The organism is Streptomyces sp. GL_141 (assembly GCF_057834385.1).
Map to the genome: position 1 here is coordinate 7,455,393 of NZ_CM174402.1, position 15,531 is coordinate 7,470,923.

General features: G+C 70.5%; 13 protein-coding genes. 6 read left to right on the forward strand and 7 right to left on the reverse strand.

Annotation, left to right across the window (positions count from 1 at the left end; genetic code table 11):
• Positions 1-3 precede the first annotated feature (3 nt).
• The 6 genes from AC3IX6_RS33235 to AC3IX6_RS33260 form a co-directional block, all read right to left on the reverse strand.
• On the reverse strand, positions 4-918 hold the full coding sequence (locus AC3IX6_RS33235; RefSeq protein WP_489363493.1) for an IS982 family transposase: 915 nt from the start codon (positions 916-918) through the stop codon (positions 4-6).
• A gap of 238 nt (positions 919-1,156) precedes the next feature.
• Positions 1,157-1,648 carry an FxLYD domain-containing protein gene (locus AC3IX6_RS33240; RefSeq protein ID WP_489366988.1) on the reverse strand — a complete coding sequence of 164 codons (492 nt, stop codon included), beginning with the start codon at positions 1,646-1,648 and terminating at the stop codon, positions 1,157-1,159.
• Complete coding sequence (locus tag AC3IX6_RS33245) at positions 1,639-2,070, reverse strand: hypothetical protein (protein ID WP_489366989.1); 432 nt, start codon at positions 2,068-2,070, stop codon at positions 1,639-1,641. Before AC3IX6_RS33245 ends, AC3IX6_RS33240 begins: the two co-directional genes overlap by 10 nt.
• 48 nt (positions 2,071-2,118) lie before the next feature.
• Positions 2,119-3,843 carry a SulP family inorganic anion transporter gene (locus tag AC3IX6_RS33250; RefSeq protein ID WP_489366990.1) on the reverse strand — a complete coding sequence of 575 codons (1,725 nt, stop codon included), beginning with the start codon at positions 3,841-3,843 and terminating at the stop codon, positions 2,119-2,121.
• Positions 3,844-3,967: 124 nt separating this feature from the next.
• Positions 3,968-4,459: a DUF1269 domain-containing protein gene (locus AC3IX6_RS33255; RefSeq protein WP_489366991.1), complete on the reverse strand. Its 492-nt coding sequence runs from the start codon at positions 4,457-4,459 to the stop codon at positions 3,968-3,970.
• Between the two features lie 158 nt (positions 4,460-4,617).
• Positions 4,618-6,174, reverse strand: a complete 1,557-nt coding sequence (locus AC3IX6_RS33260; protein WP_489366992.1) for an aldehyde dehydrogenase family protein — start codon at positions 6,172-6,174, stop codon at positions 4,618-4,620.
• Positions 6,175-6,452: 278 nt separating this feature from the next.
• Between AC3IX6_RS33260 and AC3IX6_RS33265 the strand changes: the two genes are divergently transcribed.
• The 3 genes from AC3IX6_RS33265 (at position 6,453) to AC3IX6_RS33275 (ending at position 9,721) form a co-directional block, all read left to right on the forward strand.
• The gene (locus AC3IX6_RS33265; protein WP_489366993.1) at positions 6,453-7,796 is read left to right on the forward strand and encodes an OFA family MFS transporter; all 1,344 of its coding nucleotides are present in this window, start codon (positions 6,453-6,455) and stop codon (positions 7,794-7,796) included.
• A gap of 119 nt (positions 7,797-7,915) precedes the next feature.
• Positions 7,916-9,148 (forward strand): formyl-CoA transferase, encoded by a 1,233-nt coding sequence (gene frc / locus AC3IX6_RS33270; protein WP_489371637.1) that lies wholly within the window; start codon positions 7,916-7,918, stop codon positions 9,146-9,148.
• Between the two features lie 3 nt (positions 9,149-9,151).
• A complete protein-coding gene (locus AC3IX6_RS33275; protein WP_489366994.1) occupies positions 9,152-9,721 on the forward strand; it encodes a beta-class carbonic anhydrase in 570 nt (189 codons plus the stop codon).
• 4 nt (positions 9,722-9,725) lie between these two features.
• Here AC3IX6_RS33275 and AC3IX6_RS33280 read toward each other — a convergent pair whose 3' ends face one another.
• On the reverse strand, positions 9,726-10,415 hold the full coding sequence (locus AC3IX6_RS33280; protein ID WP_489366995.1) for a GntR family transcriptional regulator: 690 nt from the start codon (positions 10,413-10,415) through the stop codon (positions 9,726-9,728).
• A 240-nt stretch (positions 10,416-10,655) separates the two neighbouring features.
• Here AC3IX6_RS33280 and AC3IX6_RS33285 point away from each other — a divergent pair, with 240 nt between their 5' ends.
• Genes AC3IX6_RS33285 through fdhF form a run of 3 tightly spaced genes read left to right on the forward strand, consistent with a single transcriptional unit; the run spans position 10,656 to position 15,531 of the window.
• The gene (locus tag AC3IX6_RS33285; RefSeq protein WP_489366996.1) at positions 10,656-11,135 is read left to right on the forward strand and encodes an NAD(P)H-dependent oxidoreductase subunit E; all 480 of its coding nucleotides are present in this window, start codon (positions 10,656-10,658) and stop codon (positions 11,133-11,135) included.
• A complete protein-coding gene (locus AC3IX6_RS33290; RefSeq protein WP_489366997.1) occupies positions 11,132-12,757 on the forward strand; it encodes a formate dehydrogenase beta subunit in 1,626 nt (541 codons plus the stop codon). The genes AC3IX6_RS33285 and AC3IX6_RS33290 overlap by 4 nt, the downstream gene beginning before the upstream one ends.
• Positions 12,754-15,531 (forward strand): formate dehydrogenase subunit alpha, encoded by a 2,778-nt coding sequence (gene fdhF / locus AC3IX6_RS33295; protein ID WP_489366998.1) that lies wholly within the window; start codon positions 12,754-12,756, stop codon positions 15,529-15,531. The genes AC3IX6_RS33290 and fdhF overlap by 4 nt, the downstream gene beginning before the upstream one ends.

Genomic DNA, 15,531 nt, shown 5'->3' on the forward strand with positions numbered 1-15,531 from the left:
GCCTTAGTGGTCGTAGGCGGTCAGTGATCGGATGACTGGTCCACCGGTCTTGTGGTTGTGCCAGATCGCGGCGGTCAGGGCGAGGAGTCGCTGTAGGACGCGCACGGTGACCCCGGCGGGCGTGCGGCCGCCGTGCCGTTCGAGGTCGAGTTGTCCCTTGAGGGTCTGGTTGACCGACTCGATCAGCTGGCGCAGTGGCTTGAACAGCTCGGCTCCGGCCCGCTCGGGTTCACCCTTGCGGGCCGGCCTCAGCAGCCGGACGCCCAGGTCGGCGAGGTCCCTCTCGAAGGCACGGCCGTAGTAGTTCCTGTCCGCCAGCAGCGTCGGTGGTGGCCGGTTTGCGAGCAGGCCCGGGTCGACGTGGAAGATGTCCAGCAGCACTTCGCGTTCGACGGCCTTCGCTCCGGTCAGCGCGAAGGCGATGGGCAGGCCGTGCGGAGTGCAGACCAGGTGCAGGCGCAGGCCCCAGAAGAACCGTGAGTGGCTGGAGCAGTAGCCGTACTCGGCCCATCCGGCCAGGTCGGAGCGTTTCGAGGTCTCGCGGGAGCGTCCGCACTCCACGGGTGTGGAGTCCACGATCCACACGTCATCGGTCCACAGGGCGGTGTCGGTGGCCAGCTCACGCAGGACCTGCCTGACCAGGCCCGACGCCCGTCGCAGGCGCTTGTTCCAGCCTGGCTGCTGGGGCAGGTACGGGAAGAGGTGCCGCAGGTGAGCGTGGGCGTGGCGCAGCCAGCGGGCCTCGGAGACGAAGCCCAGCAGGGCCTGCATCACCGCGAGGGTGACCAGTTCCGCATCGCTGAGCTTCGGCTCCAGGCCGACCCGCGGGCGCCACGGAGCAAGATGCGGCGAAGCCTTCAAAAGGTCATCGACCCGCACGTACAGTGCAGTTGCGAGGGTGTCTATCTCGGTCGTCACAAACTGAGATTGGGCACCCTCGCGTCCGTACGGCTACCCCTTGGAATCAATCATCTAGAGCCTGGCCGTCCTGCACGAGATCCGCGACGAACTACGCGATTTCAACCGGGACATGGACCGTCCGAACGCCGGCCTGACCGAGGATCAGGGTCAAGTCCAGGGGGACCGCGAAACGCCCCGCCCGGTGAGCCGCACCCTGGGGGCGCGGTGGGCCGGGCGGGGCGTACGGCGGGGCGGGTCAGTACCTGAGTGCGGTGCCGAGGGTGGCGCGCACCTCGCCCGAGAGCTTGTGGGTGCTGCGTGCGGTCGCGTCCTTGGTCTGGCCGGCGGGCACGTCGGACACGGTGACGACCACCGTGTCCAGCGGATTGCCCGAGGCGTCCTTGTAGTCGACCTGGACGGCGAAGGACTTCGTGGAGCCGTCGGTGTTGCGGGCCGTGACCGTCACGGCCGACAGCCCGTCGCCGTCGGTGCTGACGCTGCCGAGCGTCACCGCGTCCTTGGCGTCGACACCGTCCTTGACCTCGTCCAGCTTCTTCTTCGCGGCCGCGGTGGCCGAGTCGACCGCGTCGGCGGCCTGTGACTGGACCGAGGCGGCGGCCGAGGCCGCCTTCGACACCCCGGCCGAAGCGTTCCCGTCGGAGTCGGAGCAGCCGGCCGTCGTGGCGAGTACGGCCGCTGCGAGCAGGGCGCCGCAGGCGCCGCGGACCTTCGTGGGGGTCAGGGGCATGTGACGCCGACCGAGGCCGCGACGAGGGTCTCGTCGAACTTCTGGATCTGGGGCTTCAGCTGGGTCACGGCCTCGGATCCGGTGGTGTCGCCCGGCAGGTTCCCGAAGCCGGACTTGAGGTCGCCGACGGCGGAGCCCACGGCCGACCGCTTCGCGGATTCCAGGTCCTTCAGGGAGGAGGAGACCTTGTCCCAGTCCGTCTGGACCGCATCGACGGCGTCCTTGACCTGGTCCTTCGTCGCGGAAGCCGGGTCCAGCGCCGCCAGCTTGGCCTGGTCCGCCTTCAAAGTGGAGAGACCGGTGCAGAGCTCCGAGGCGGCCTGGGTCGCCTGCTCCTTGGGGCTCGGGTCGTCCGAGGAGCACGAGGTGAGGAACAGGGCCGCGGCCGCGCCCAGGGCCGCGGTGATCGGGAGACGCTTCATGGAAATCCTTCCCATTTCGGAACTTCTGGATAAAACCTGACATACAAACTAATGGGCTGCATCCGGGGGAAGTTCGGGCCGCCCGGCTTCCACGGCCGCCACCGCCTCGTCGACGGTGTGGTGGACCCCGTGCGCGCCCAGGTGGTCGCCGAGCGGGTGGCCGGCCAGTTCCGCGGCGGCCGACGAGCGCAGCCGGGCCAGGTGCAGGGCGAGGCCCCGCCGGTCGAGTTCCTCGCGGAGTTCCTCGAGGGTGTCCAGGACGGGAACGCCGAGCTGGTAACAGGCGGTCAGGTCCAGGACGACGGCCCGGGGCGCCACCGGGGCGCTCCGCAGCCGCTCCAGCACGGCCAGCCGCACCCGGTTCACGTTGCCGAAGAAGAGGCTGCCGTCGGGACGTACGACGAGGACGGCGGGATCGGCGGCGGCGTCCTCGTGGCCGGCGGTGTCGCCGTACAGCCGGGTCCCGGGCAGCCGGCCGAGCACGGCGACGTTGCGCCGGCTCGCGGCGCCGATGAACAGCACGAGGGAGAGCGCGACGGCGAGCAGCAGCCCGGGCAGCAGGTCGAAGAGGAGCACGCCGAACAGGGAGGTGAGCGCGACCCAGAGGCTGCGCCGGTCCAGGCGGAAGTAGCGCCGGAGTTCGCCGACCCGCAGGAAGCCGCGTACGGCGAAGATGACGATGGCGCCGAGGACCGGCTCGGGCAGGTCCGTGAACAGAGGGGTGAGGAAGGCGCCGGTCAGCAGGATCAGCCCCGCCGCGATGAGCGAGACCATCGGGGTCCGGCCGCCCGCTCCGGCCGCGGCCGCGCTGCGGGAGGCGCTGCCGGAGACGACGAACCCGCGGAAGAACCCGACGGCGATGTTGCTGAAGCCGATGGCGGCCATCTCCCGGTTGGCGTCCACCTCCTGGCCGTGTTCCCGGGCGAAGCGGTTGGCGATGCTGAAGGCCTCGGCGAAGACCACGAGGGCCACGCCCAGCGCGCCGCCGAACAGCGCGATCCAGTCGGCGGCCGGGATCCCCGGCAGGTGGGGGACCGGCACGGCCGAGGGGATGCGGCCGACGGTCTCGACGCCGTGGCCTTCGAGGTCGAGGGCCGCCGACAGGAGGAGGGCCGCCACCAGGACGATCAGCGAGGCGGGGAGGCGGGGCGCGAAGCGTTCCAGCAGGAACAGCAGGGCGAGCGCGCCCGCCCCGACGGCCAGGGTGACCAGGGACCAGTGGGGGGCTCCGGACAGTACGGTCCACAGCCGCTCGAAGAAGTTGCCGTCACCGCCCGGCACTCCGACGACTTTCGCGGCCTGCCGTACGACGATGGTCAGGGCCATGCCGAACAGGAAGCCGACCAGGGCCGGTTCGGCGAGGAAGTTGGTCAGGAAACCGAGCCGGGCCAGCCCGGCCGCCAGCAGGACCGCGCCGACGATCACCGCGAGGGCGGCCGACAGTCCGACGGCGTCCTGCGGGGAGGGGCTGACGGCCGAGACGGTGGCGGCCGACAGGACGGCCGCCGCCGAGGTGGCCCCGATGAGCAGGAAGTTGGAGCGGCCCAGCAGCGCGTAGACGAGGAGGGCCACCGGGGCCGCGTAGAAGGCGTTCTGCGGGGGGACCCCCGCGATCTGCGCGTAGGCCACGCACTCCGGCACGATCAGGGCCCATGCGGTGAGGGCGCCCAGCGTGTCGCCCCGCAGCCGTCTGCCGCGGTAGCGGCGCAGCCAGGGGGGCACGAACCCCGCCACCGTCTTGTCCTGCGGTCCTGCCGTCCGCGGAACGCTCACCGCTCGGGCCCCTTCCTCAGCTCGGCGAAAATTCCGCACGGGGCGGCGGGCGCCGCTGTGGCCCGGGACCGGGGGAGGAGCTCCCCCGGTCCCGGACCACGGCGTCGGCTCGGGCGGCCGGTCCTCAGGCAGCGAAGACCTCGCGGAGCTGCTGCTCCTGCGCGCCGGAGAGGTTGGAGCGGATCAGCTGGGCCTGCCCGCCCGGGAAGGCGCCGCGCACCCGCTCGACCACGGCGTCCGAGGAGAGCAGGAACAGTGCGGAAGTCCCGGGCTTCACCTCGGCCTTGATCTCGTCGATGAACTGGTCGTCGATGCCGACGTCGGACAGTGATCCGCCGATGGCCCCGGCCGCCGCACCTACGGCGGCGCCGAGCAGCGGCACGAAGAACAGGAGCCCGAAGAGCATTCCCCAGAAGGTGCCGGAGAGCGCGCCGGCTCCCGTGAGGCTGTTCAGCTGCTGGGTCTTCGGCTTCTTGGCGTCCTCGCGCCAGGTGACGACCGCCGCGTCGTGCACCTGTATCAGCTGTTCCTTCTGCAGGGCGAGCAGGGCGGACTCCGCCTGCTGCGCGCCTTCGGGAGTGGTGAACTTCCAGACGGTGAGAGTGGTGGATGCCACGTAACGCTCCAGTTCATGGACGGTGTTGCTTGGCGTCCAGTACAACTCACAATCGGACAATTGACCACAATTGACACAGCCGTGACTCTTTGTCATCTCCCGAGCCGTCAGCGTCATTCGCCCGTTCGGCCGTACTCGGCCCTACTCGGCCGTTCGGCTCACGGCATGAGGTGGTAGTCGGGGAAGTTGCCCGGCAGGCGCTCGTCCGCCGGGCCCCGGGTCACCGCGCGGACCAGCAGTTCCCCGCCCACGAACGCGCCGCGCCACGAGGCGCCGAAGCCGCCGAAGAGCTCCTCGCGGTCGCCGCGGGAGCGGGGTGCGCCGTGGCCGACCTTGAACGCGCGGATCTGCGGTGCCAGCCGGTCGTAGGTGGACCTGTCGTCCGTCGACAGGGTGGCGACGAGCGCCCCGTTCGAGGCGTTCATGGCGGCGAGCAGCTCGGCCTCGGTGTCGACCAGGACGATGGTGTCCACCGGGCCGAAGGGCTCCGCGTGGTGCAGCGGTGAGGACGGGGGAGGGCCCAGGAGCGTGACGGGCTGGACGTACGCCGAGGTGTCCTGGCCGGGCAGGAACCGGGCGTCGGAGAGCCGGCCGCGGTGCAGCGGGACGGCGCCCCGGTCGATCGCCTCGGCCACCTGGTCGTGCAGGTCCTTGGCCTTGGCCGCGTTGATCACCGGCCCGAAGTCCAGCTCCGGGTACGGGTCGTCGGGGTGCTCGACCGCGAGCGGGTGCCCGATGCGCAGGGTGCGGGCCGCTGGCAGGTAGGCCGTCAGGAACGCGTCGAACAGGGACCGCTGGACGACGAAGCGCGGGTAGGCGGTGCAGCGCTGCTTGCCGTAGTCGAAGAGCTTGGGGATCACCGCCGTCAGCGCGTCCCAGTCGGTGTGGTTCCAGATGCCCCAGGTGTTCAGGCCCTCCTGTTCCAGGATGTGCCGCTTGCCGAGGTCGGTGACGGCCGTGGCCACCGCGGCGCCGGTGTCGCGCCCGCCGACGAAGGAGACGCAGCCGATCTCGGGCGCGCGGACGAGCGCCTGCGACAGCTCGCGTCCGCTGCCGCTGACGAGGGTGACGGGGATCCCCTCGCGGGCGGCGAGCGCACAGGCCAGGGTGAGACAGGCGACGCCGCCGTCCGTCGGAGTCTTGGCGACCACCGCGTTGCCCGCCAGCGCCTGTACGAGCATGGCGTGCACGAGCACGCTCATCGGGTAGTTCCAGCTGGCGATGTTGGACACCGGCCCGTCGAGCGGGGATCGGCCCGCCACCATGGGCTCGATGCCGTCGACGTACCAGCGCACGCCGTCGATGGCCCGGTCGACGTCGGCGAGGGCGAGCCGCCACGGTTTGCCGATCTCCCAGACCAGCAGGAGCGCCAGTAGCTCGCGGTGCGCGGCCAGTGCGTCGAGGGTCGCCGCGACGCGCGACCGGCGCTCCGCGAGCGGCACGTGGCGCCAGGCTCGGTGCTGGTCGAGCGCGGCGCGCACGGCCTGCCGGGCGGTGACCCCGTCCAGGCGCGGCGGGCCCGCGATGGGGCCGCCGTCCACGGGGCTGGTGGCGGGCAGTGCCAGGCCGTCCGCCTGCCAGGTGGAACCCCAGAGGTTCAGGACGCGGTCGTCCCGGAACGCCTCGGGCGCGACCCGGAGGCAGCGCTGCCATGCCTCGGCCCAGGTCGTACCGGATTTCACGACGAGGTGGGCGGGATTGCGGGTGGTTGCCATTCGGTCTCTCCGCTCTCGGTGCACGGTCGGGGGCGGGGCGCCGGCCTCAAGTCTCCTTTCCTTAAAAGTTGTTGCACGCCCCCTGGACATCACCCATGGGATACGGGATAACAATCCTTCATACAGTATGCGTCGACTGTATGCAATGTACAGATGACGGGAGGCGAGGAGGCGGGGCGGGTTCATGAACTGAGTCCACGCGGGGCCGCGAGCGCACGAAAAGGCATGGGGCAGGGGGCGCTGTCCAGATCCTTCGAACGCAAGGGGTGCTTGAACACATGACAACCACCGACTACGCAACGCCCGTCGCCTACAGGGAGGTGACGGACGCCGGAGGCCGCCTGTACCGCATCGGGGAAACCGACCGCGACATCATGGGACGTCCGCGCTGGACGATGGTGCTCTTCCCGTGGATGGGCATGCTGGGCATCAGTTCCTCGGAGTACGCGTTCACCTCCGCCGAGGAAACGCTGAGCGAGGCCCATCTCTGGTCGAGCGGCCACATCTTCTGGCTGATGGGCGTCTGGGTCTTCTTCCAGGCCGCCGTCGCCTTCCCCGCCGGTCAGCTGCGCGAGAGCGGAAGGCTGCCCGCGCGGTACGCCATGATGCTGGGCGCGCTCGGCACGGTGCTGGGCTACCTCTCCCTCGCGTTCGCGCCGCACGTGATCGTGGCCTACATCGGATTCGGCATGTTCAGCGGCATCGGGGCCGGCCTGGTCTACGCGACCTGCGTGAACATGGTCGGCAAGTGGTACCCGGAGCGGAAGGGCGGCAAGACCGGCCTGGTCAACGGCGGTTTCGCCTACGGCTCGGTGCCCTTCGTCTTCCTGTTCACCTCGGTCCTGGACCTTCACAACTACAAGGTGCTCTTCACCTGTGTGGGCTTCGGCCTGTGTGCGCTGGTGGCGGCGGCGGGCTGGTTCTTCAAGGACCCGCCCAAGGGCTGGTGGCCCGCCCACGTGGACCCCCTGAAGGTGTCCGAGGACCCGCGGATCCGGCGGGCCCTGGCGGTCAACCCGCCGGCGGCGAAGCAGTACACGCCGCGGGAGGCCGCGCGCACGCCGCTCCTGTGGATGATGTGGTTCTGCCTGCTCTGCACGGCCGGCATCAACATCTTCGGCATCGCCTTCCAGGTGCCCTTCGGCAAGGACATGGGCTTCGCGGGAGGAATCGTCGCCACGGCGATGTCGCTGAAGGCCATCGTGAACGGCACGGGCCGCGGGGTGATCGGGTGGATATCCGACCGCTACGGCAGACGCAACACGCTGGTCATCGTCTGCCTGGTGCTGGGGACCGCCCAGTTCGGGGTGCTGGTCTCCGGGTCGATGGGCAGCATGCCGTTCTTCCTCTTCTGCTCGATGGTCTCCGGATTCGGCGGCGGGGCGATCTTCCCGCTCTTCGCCGCCATGACCGCCGACTACTTCGGCGAGAACAACAACGCCTCCAACTACGGGATCGTCTACAGCTCGAAGCTGATCTCGGGCCTGGTCGGCTCCGGCATGGGCGCGGTGGTGGTCGGCGCGTGGGGCTACGAAGGAGCCTTCGTGATCGCCGGATGCGTCGGACTGATGTCGGCCGTACTGGCGGTGTTCCTCAAGTCCCCGGGCCTGCCGAAGGGATGACCTGGGCGACGGCCCTGACGCCGCTGCCGGTGTCAGGGCCGGGCCCGTACGCGAGACGACGTACACGTGACGGCGTACAAGCGGCGACGTACAAGCGACGACGCACAACCGAGGTGGCGATCATGAAGAAGGCCCTTGAAGGCGTCCGCGTCCTGGACATGACGCACGTGCAGTCCGGCCCCTCCGCAACCCAGATCCTCGCGTGGCTCGGTGCCGACGTGGTCAAGGTCGAGCCCCCGGGCGGGGACATCACCCGGCGCCAGCTGCGCGATCTTCCGGACGTGGACAGCCTCTACTTCACGATGCTCAACGGCAACAAGCGCAGTGTCACCCTGAACACCAAGACCCCGCGCGGCAAGGAGATCCTGACCGAGCTGATCCGCGGCTCCGACGTCATGGTCGAGAACTTCGGGCCGGGCGCGGTCGACCGCATGGGCTTCACCTGGGACCGCATCCGGGAGATCAACCCGCGCATCGTCTACGCCTCCATCAAGGGCTTCGGCGAAGGCCCGTACACCGACTACAAGGCGTACGAGGTCGTCGCCCAGGCCATGGGCGGCTCGATGTCCACCACCGGCTTCGAGGACGGACCGCCGCTCGCCACCGGTGCGCAGATCGGCGACTCCGGCACCGGGATGCACGCCGTCGCGGGCATCCTCGCCGCCCTCCTCCAGCGCACGCACACCGGCCGCGGCCAGCGGGTCAACGTGGCCATGCAGCATGCCGTGCTCAACCTCTGCCGGGTGAAGCTGCGCGACCAGCAGCGGCTGGCCCGCGGACCGCTCGCGGAGTTCCCGAACGAGGACTTCGGCGACGAGGTGCCGCGCTCGGGCAACGCGAGCGGGGGCGGCCAGCCCGGGTGGGCGGTCCGGTGTGCGCCGGGCGGGCCGAACGACTACGTGTACGTGATCGTCCAGCCCGCCGGCTGGCAGCCGGTCAGCGAGCTCATCGGCCGGCCCGAGCTGTCCGAGGACCCCGAATGGGCCACGCCGGAGGCCCGGTTGCCCAAGCTCGGCAAGATGTTCCAGCTCATCGAGGAGTGGACGAGCACGCTCCCCAAGATGCGGGTGCTGGAGACGCTCAACGCGCACGGCATCCCCTGCGGGCCGGTCCTGTCCACCAAGGAGATCATCGAGGACGCCTCGCTCATCGCCAACGAGATCGTCGTCGAGGTCGAGCACCCCGAGCGCGGTACCTACGTGACGGTCGGCAGTCCGCTGAAGCTGTCCGACTCCCCGGTGAAGGTGGAGCGGTCCCCGCTGCTGGGCGAGCACAACGAGGAGGTCTACCTGCGCGAGCTGGGCCTCTCGCCGGAGGAACTGCCGCTCCTGAAGAGCCAGGGGGTGATCTGACCCGTGGCCGCGCCGCCGACACCCGACGGCGGGACGGTCACCGACCGGCTCGTGGAGTCCAACCGGTCGTACGCCGCCGGATTCACCGGCCCCGGCACGGGCGCCCGCCCGGTCCTCGGCGTCGCGGTGGTGTCCTGCATGGACGCCCGGATCGACCTGCACGCCGCGCTCGGCCTGGAACTGGGCGACTGCCACACCCTGCGCAACGCGGGCGGTGTGGTCACCGACGATACGATCCGCTCCCTGACGATCAGCCAGCGCGCCCTCGGCACCCGCAGCATCGTCCTGATCCACCACACCGGCTGCGGTCTGCAGAGCCTGACCGAGGACTTCCGGCTCGACCTGGAGGCCGAGGTCGGCCAGCGGCCCACCTGGGCCGTCGACGCCTTCCGGGACGTGGACCAGAACGTACGGCAATCGATGCGGCGGGTGCGCGGTTCCCCGTTCCTGCCCCGTACCGACGACGTACGGGGCTTCGTCTTCGACGTGGAGACCGGCCTGCTGCGGGAGGTCGCCCCGGAACCGGAGCAGGGGCCTGGGTCGGGGCCCGGGCCGGAGCGCGGGGAGCGCTGAGGCGTCAGCCCTGGGCGGCGCGGGCGGCCAGCTGCTTGCGGTAGAAGCCGGTGGTGCGCTCGGTGTGCTTGCGCATGACCTCGCTCGCGCGGTCGCCGTCGCCGGCGGCGATCGCCTTGATGAGCTGGGCGTGCTCGTTCCAGGCCTCCTTGCCGCGGGGCTGCGCGATGGGGGCGTAGTACCAGCGCACCTTCTGGCTCACCACCGAGATCAGCTCGGCGAGCACGGCGTTCCCGCCCATCGAGGTGATCGCGGTGTGCAGTGCGGTGTTGGCCGCGACCAGGCGTGCGACATCCCCCTCGGCGAGCGCTTCGACGCCCTCGCGCTGGAGCTCGCGCAGCCCCTCCACGTCCTCGGGCTTCGCGTTCTCGGCGGCGAGCCGGGCGGAGTAGGTCTCCAGCACGGCGCGGACGCTGAGGAGCTGGACGGCCTCCTCGTCGGTGGGGGAGTGGACGAAGGCGCCCTGGGCGGGGCGCAGGTCGACCCAGCCGTCGGTCTGCAGTCGCTGCAGGGCCTCGCGGACCGGCTGGCGGCTGACGCCCAGGTACTCGGCGAGTTCGGCCTCGACGAGGTGCTGCCCGGGCTTGAGGGAGCCGCTGACGATCAGCTCGGTCAGGGCCTCGTAGACGGCCTGGCGCAGCGGTGCCGGGCGGGTGACCCGCAGGGACGCGGCGGCCGTGAGTGCCTCGCGCATGATTGCCCCGTTCCGCCACCGGGACCGTGGGCCGACGGCTCTGTCGAGTGGAGCCGACGGGAGGGTTGCCGGCGGCGGCCCGAGTATACAGGTTTTGGTATGCAAAATGGCGGCGAAGGGGAGGGTGGGACAGGGTCCGGAACGGCGGTCGATCCTCACTGAACACTGTATACAGAAGCCTGTATGCGGTATCGTCTCAGTCCCCTGCACGCATCGCTATCGGCTCTTGGGGGAGCGATCATGACGACCAGCGGGAGTGACGTGACAGTCGAGAACGTGGTCCGAGGAGTGGCGGCCGGCCATCGGGGCGAGCGGGGCGCACTGCTCCCCGTACTGCACGCGGTCCAGGCCGAGTTGGGGTACGTACCGCAAGAGGCGATCCCGGTGCTCGCCGACGAGTTCAACCTCTCCCGCGCGGACGTCCACGGAGCCGTGACCTTCTACCACGACTTCCGCCGCGAGCCCGCCGGACGCACCGTCGTACGGATCTGCCGCGCCGAGGCGTGTCAGGCCCTGGGCGCCGAGGAGTTGGTGGGCTACGCCCGCGCGGCCGGACTGGCCCTGGGGGAGACGACCCCGGACGGCGCGGTCACGCTGGAACAGGTCTTCTGCCTCGGCAACTGCGCCCTGGGGCCCGCGCTCGAGGTGAACGGACGACTGTACGGACGCGTCGGACCGGCCGCACTGGGCGCCCTCCTCGAAGGAGCGGCCTCCTCGTGAACGTGTCACCCGGATCCAAGGTCAAGGTCTACGTTCCCCGCGACTCGGCGGCCAGGTCCGTCGGCGCCGACGCGGTTGCGGACGCCCTGCAACGCGCCGCGGCCGAGGGCGAGACGGGCATCGATCTGGTGCGCAACGGATCGCGCGGCATGCTCTGGCTGGAGCCGCTGGTCGAGGTGGTGACCCCGCGCGGCCGTGTCGGGTACGGACCGGTGACCCCCGCGGACGTGCCGGGCCTCCTCGCCGCCGGCATGCTCGACGGCGCCGAACACCCGCTGCGGCTCGGCATCGTGGACGAACTGCCCTGGCTGGCCCGCCAGACGCGCGTCACCTTCGCCAGGATCGGCGTCACCGACCCCCTGTCGGTGGCGGACTACCTGGAACACGGCGGCCTGGTGGGCCTGCGCGCGGCCCTGGAACGCGATCCCGCCGACGTGGTCGCGGAGGTCACCGCATCGGGGCTGCGCGGCCGGGGCGGCGCCGGCTTCCCGGCCGGCATCAAGTGGAAGACCGTACTCGGCTGCGCGGACGAGCTGAAGTTCGTCTGCTGCAACGCCGACGAGGGCGACAGCGGCACCTTCGCCGACCGCATGGTCATGGAAGGCGACCCGTTCATGCTCATCGAGGGCATGATCATCGCGGCCCACGCCGTGGGCGCCACCGAGGGCTACCTCTACATCCGCTCGGAGTACCCCGAAGCGGTGGCCACGATGCGCGCGGCGATCGCCGTCGCCCGGGAGCAGGGATGGCTCGGGAAGGCCGTCCTCGGCTCCGCGCTCGACTTCGACCTGCACGTACGCGTCGGCGCCGGCGCGTACATCTGCGGCGAGGAGACCTCCATGCTCGAAAGCCTGGAGGGCAAGCGCGGCACGGTCCGACCGAAGCCGCCGATCCCCGCGATCGAGGGACTGTTCGGCCGGCCGACCGTGGTCAACAACGTCCTCACCCTGGCCACCGTCCCCGTCGTCCTCGCGGCCGGGGCCGCGGCCTACCAGGAGCTGGGCGTCGAACGCTCCCGCGGCACCCAGGTGTTCCAGCTCGGCGGCAACATCGCGCACGGCGGCATCGTGGAGACAGCCTTCGGCGTCACCCTGCGCGAGCTGGTCGAGGACTACGGCGGGGGCACGTACACCGGACGCCCGGTGCGCACGGTGCAGGTCGGGGGCCCGCTCGGCGCCTACCTGCCGACGTCGATGTTCGACCTGCCGATGGACTACGAGGCCTTCGCCGCGGCCGGGGCGATGGTCGGCCACGGCGGTCTCGTCGTCTTCGACGACCGCGTGGACATGGCCGCCCAGGCACGCTTCGCGATGGAGTTCTGCGCCGAGGAGTCCTGCGGCAAGTGCACCCCCTGCCGGGTCGGTTCGGTGCGCGGCGTCGAGGTGATCGACAAGATCATCGCCGGTGAGCAGCGCGACGAGAACCTCGCGCTGCTCGACGACCTGTGCGACCTGATGACCGAGGGTTCGCTGTGCGCGATGGGCGGGCTGACCCCGCTGCCCGTACGCAGCGCCCTCACGCACTTCCCCGACGACTTCCTCGGCGGCCGCCGGAGCCTGGAGATCCAACCCGTACGAGCGACCGGCACCACGGCCGCCATTTCGACGGAGGGACGGGCATGACCCTGCTCAAGGAACCCGACTACGGCACCCCGGAGCGGCCCGGCGAGGCAACGGTCTCGGTGGAGGTCGACGGGATGCGGGTGAGCGTCCCGGACGGCACGTCGGTGATGCGCGCCGCCGCGCTGGCCGGGATCGACATCCCCAAACTGTGCGCCACCGACAGCCTGGAGCCCTTCGGCTCGTGCCGGCTGTGCGTGGTGGAGATCGACGGCCGGCGGGGCACGCCCGCCTCCTGCACCACACCGGTGGCGGACGGGATGCGGGTGAGCACGCAGACCCCGAAGGTGGAGAAGCTGCGCCAGGGCGTCATGGAGCTCTACATCTCCGACCATCCGCTGGACTGCCTGACCTGCCCGGCCAACGGCGACTGCGAGCTCCAGGACATGGCCGGCGTGGTCGGCCTGCGCCAGGTGCGCTACGGCTACGAGGGGGAGAACCACCTCGACGCCGAGAAGGACACCTCGAACCCGTACTTCGACTTCGACCCGTCCAAATGCATCACCTGCTCCCGCTGCGTACGGGCCTGCGGCGAGGTGCAGGGCACCTTCGCGCTGACCATCGAGGGGCGCGGCTTCGCGTCCAAGGTCTCGGCCGGCGCCGGCGAGAGCTTCATGGACTCCGAGTGCGTCTCCTGCGGAGCCTGCGTGCAGGCCTGCCCGACGTCCACGCTCCAGGAGAAGTCCGTCGTCGAACTCGGCATGCCGACCAGGTCGGTGATCACCACCTGCGCCTACTGCGGCGTCGGCTGCTCCTTCAAGGCCGAGCTCCGCGGGGACCAGGTGGTACGGATGGTGCCCCACAAGGACGGGGGCGCGAACGAGGGCCATTCCTGCGTGAAGGGCCGCTTCGCCTTCGGATACGCCTCGCACCCCGACCGGATCCTGAAGCCCATGGTCCGCGAGCGGATCACCGATCCGTGGCGCGAGGTCGAATGGGACGAGGCGATCGGCACGGTCGCGCGCAGGATGCGCGAGCTCCAGGCGCGGTACGGGCCGAGCTCGATCGGCGCCATCTCCTCCTCGCGCTGCACCAACGAAGAGGTGTACGTCGTCCAGAAGATGGTCCGCGCGGCCTTCGGCAACAACAACATCGACACCTGCGCCCGGGTCTGCCACTCCCCGACGGGATACGGACTCAAGGCAACCTTCGGAGAGTCGGCCGGCACCCAGGACTTCCGGTCGGTGGCCGAGGCCGACGTGATCGTGGTGATCGGGGCCAACCCCACCGACGGGCACCCGGTGTTCGCCTCGCGGATGAAGCGCAGGCTGCGGGAGGGCGCCGAGCTGATCGTGGTCGACCCGCGCCGCATCGACCTGGTCCGCTCCCCGCACATCCAGGCGGCGCACCACCTCCAGCTCAAGCCGAGCACGAACGTGGCCGTCGTCAACGCGATGGCGCACGTGGTGGTCACCGAAGGCCTGGCCGACCTGGCCTTCGTGGCCCAGCGCTGCGAGGGATTCGCCGAGTGGGCGGAGTTCGTCGCCCGCCCCGAGCACAGCCCCGAGGCGACCGAGGCGATCAGCGGCGTACCGGCCGGGGAACTGCGGGCCGCCGCGCGGCTGTACGCGGCCGCGCCCAACGGGGCCATCTACTACGGCCTCGGCGTCACCGAGCACAGCCAGGGCTCGACCATGGTGATGGGCATGGCCAACCTCGCCATGGCCTGCGGCAACATCGGCCGCGACGGGGTCGGCGTGAACCCGCTCCGCGGCCAGAACAACGTCCAAGGATCCTGCGACATGGGCTCCTTCCCGCACGAACTGCCCGGCTACCGGCACGTGTCCGACGACGCCGTGCGCGAGGTGTTCGAGAAGCTCTGGGGCGGCACGATCCTGTCCGAGCCGGGGCTGCGGATCCCCAACATGTTCGACGCCGCGATCGACGGGACCTTCCGGGGCCTGTTCGTCCACGGAGAGGACATCGCCCAGTCCGACCCGAACCTGGGGCACGTCACGGCCGCCCTGGAGGCCATGGAACTGGTCGTCGTGCAGGACCTGTTCCTCAATGAGACGGCGAAGTTCGCGCACGTGTTCCTGCCGGGGGCCTCGTTCCTGGAGAAGGACGGCACCTTCACCAACGCCGAGCGCCGCATCAACCGGGTCCGCGCGGTGATGAAGCCGAAGACGGGCAAGCACGAGTGGCAGATCATCAGCGAGATCGCCACCGCCATGGGCTACCCCATGTCCTACGAGCACCCGGCCCGGATCATGGACGAGATCGCCGCCGTCACCCCGACCTTCACCGGTGTCTCCTTCGAGGTCCTCGACAAGCTCGGCAGCGTGCAGTGGCCGTGCAACGAGTCGGCGCCGGAGGGCACCCGGGTCATGCACGTCGACGAGTTCGTCCGCGGCAAGGGCAAGTTCGCCGTCACCGCGTACGTGCCGACGAACGAGCGCAGCACCCTCCGCTTCCCGCTGGTCCTGACCACGGGACGGATCCTCAGCCAGTACAACGTCGGGGCGCAGACCCGCCGGACCGGCAACGTCGCCTGGCACCCCGAGGACGTCCTCGAACTGCACCCGCACGACGCCGAGACCCGCGGCATCAGGGACGGCGACCTGGTGACCCTGGCCAGCCGGGTCGGGCGGACGACGCTGCACGCGGAGATCTCCGACCGGATGCCGGCCGGCGTCGTCTACACCACCTTCCACCACCCCGTGACGGGAGCCAACGTGGTGACCACGGAGAACTCGGACTGGGCGACCAACTGCCCGGAGTACAAGGTGACCGCCGTCCAGGTCGGCCTGGTCCACCCGCTCCCGGCGGGGAACTGA

Excerpts from the sequence above, each read along its gene's own strand:
- fdhF (WP_489366998.1), top strand. The coding sequence starts at position 12,754 with ATGACCCTGCTCAAGGAACCCGACTACGGCACCCCGGAGCGGCCCGGC.
- AC3IX6_RS33245 (WP_489366989.1), bottom strand. The coding sequence starts at position 2,070 with ATGAAGCGTCTCCCGATCACCGCGGCCCTGGGCGCGGCCGCGGCCCTG.
- AC3IX6_RS33285 (WP_489366996.1), top strand. The coding sequence starts at position 10,656 with ATGACGACCAGCGGGAGTGACGTGACAGTCGAGAACGTGGTCCGAGGA.
- AC3IX6_RS33240 (WP_489366988.1), bottom strand. The coding sequence starts at position 1,648 with ATGCCCCTGACCCCCACGAAGGTCCGCGGCGCCTGCGGCGCCCTGCTC.
- AC3IX6_RS33265 (WP_489366993.1), top strand. The coding sequence starts at position 6,453 with ATGACAACCACCGACTACGCAACGCCCGTCGCCTACAGGGAGGTGACG.
- AC3IX6_RS33260 (WP_489366992.1), bottom strand. The coding sequence starts at position 6,174 with ATGGCAACCACCCGCAATCCCGCCCACCTCGTCGTGAAATCCGGTACG.
- AC3IX6_RS33280 (WP_489366995.1), bottom strand. The coding sequence starts at position 10,415 with ATGCGCGAGGCACTCACGGCCGCCGCGTCCCTGCGGGTCACCCGCCCG.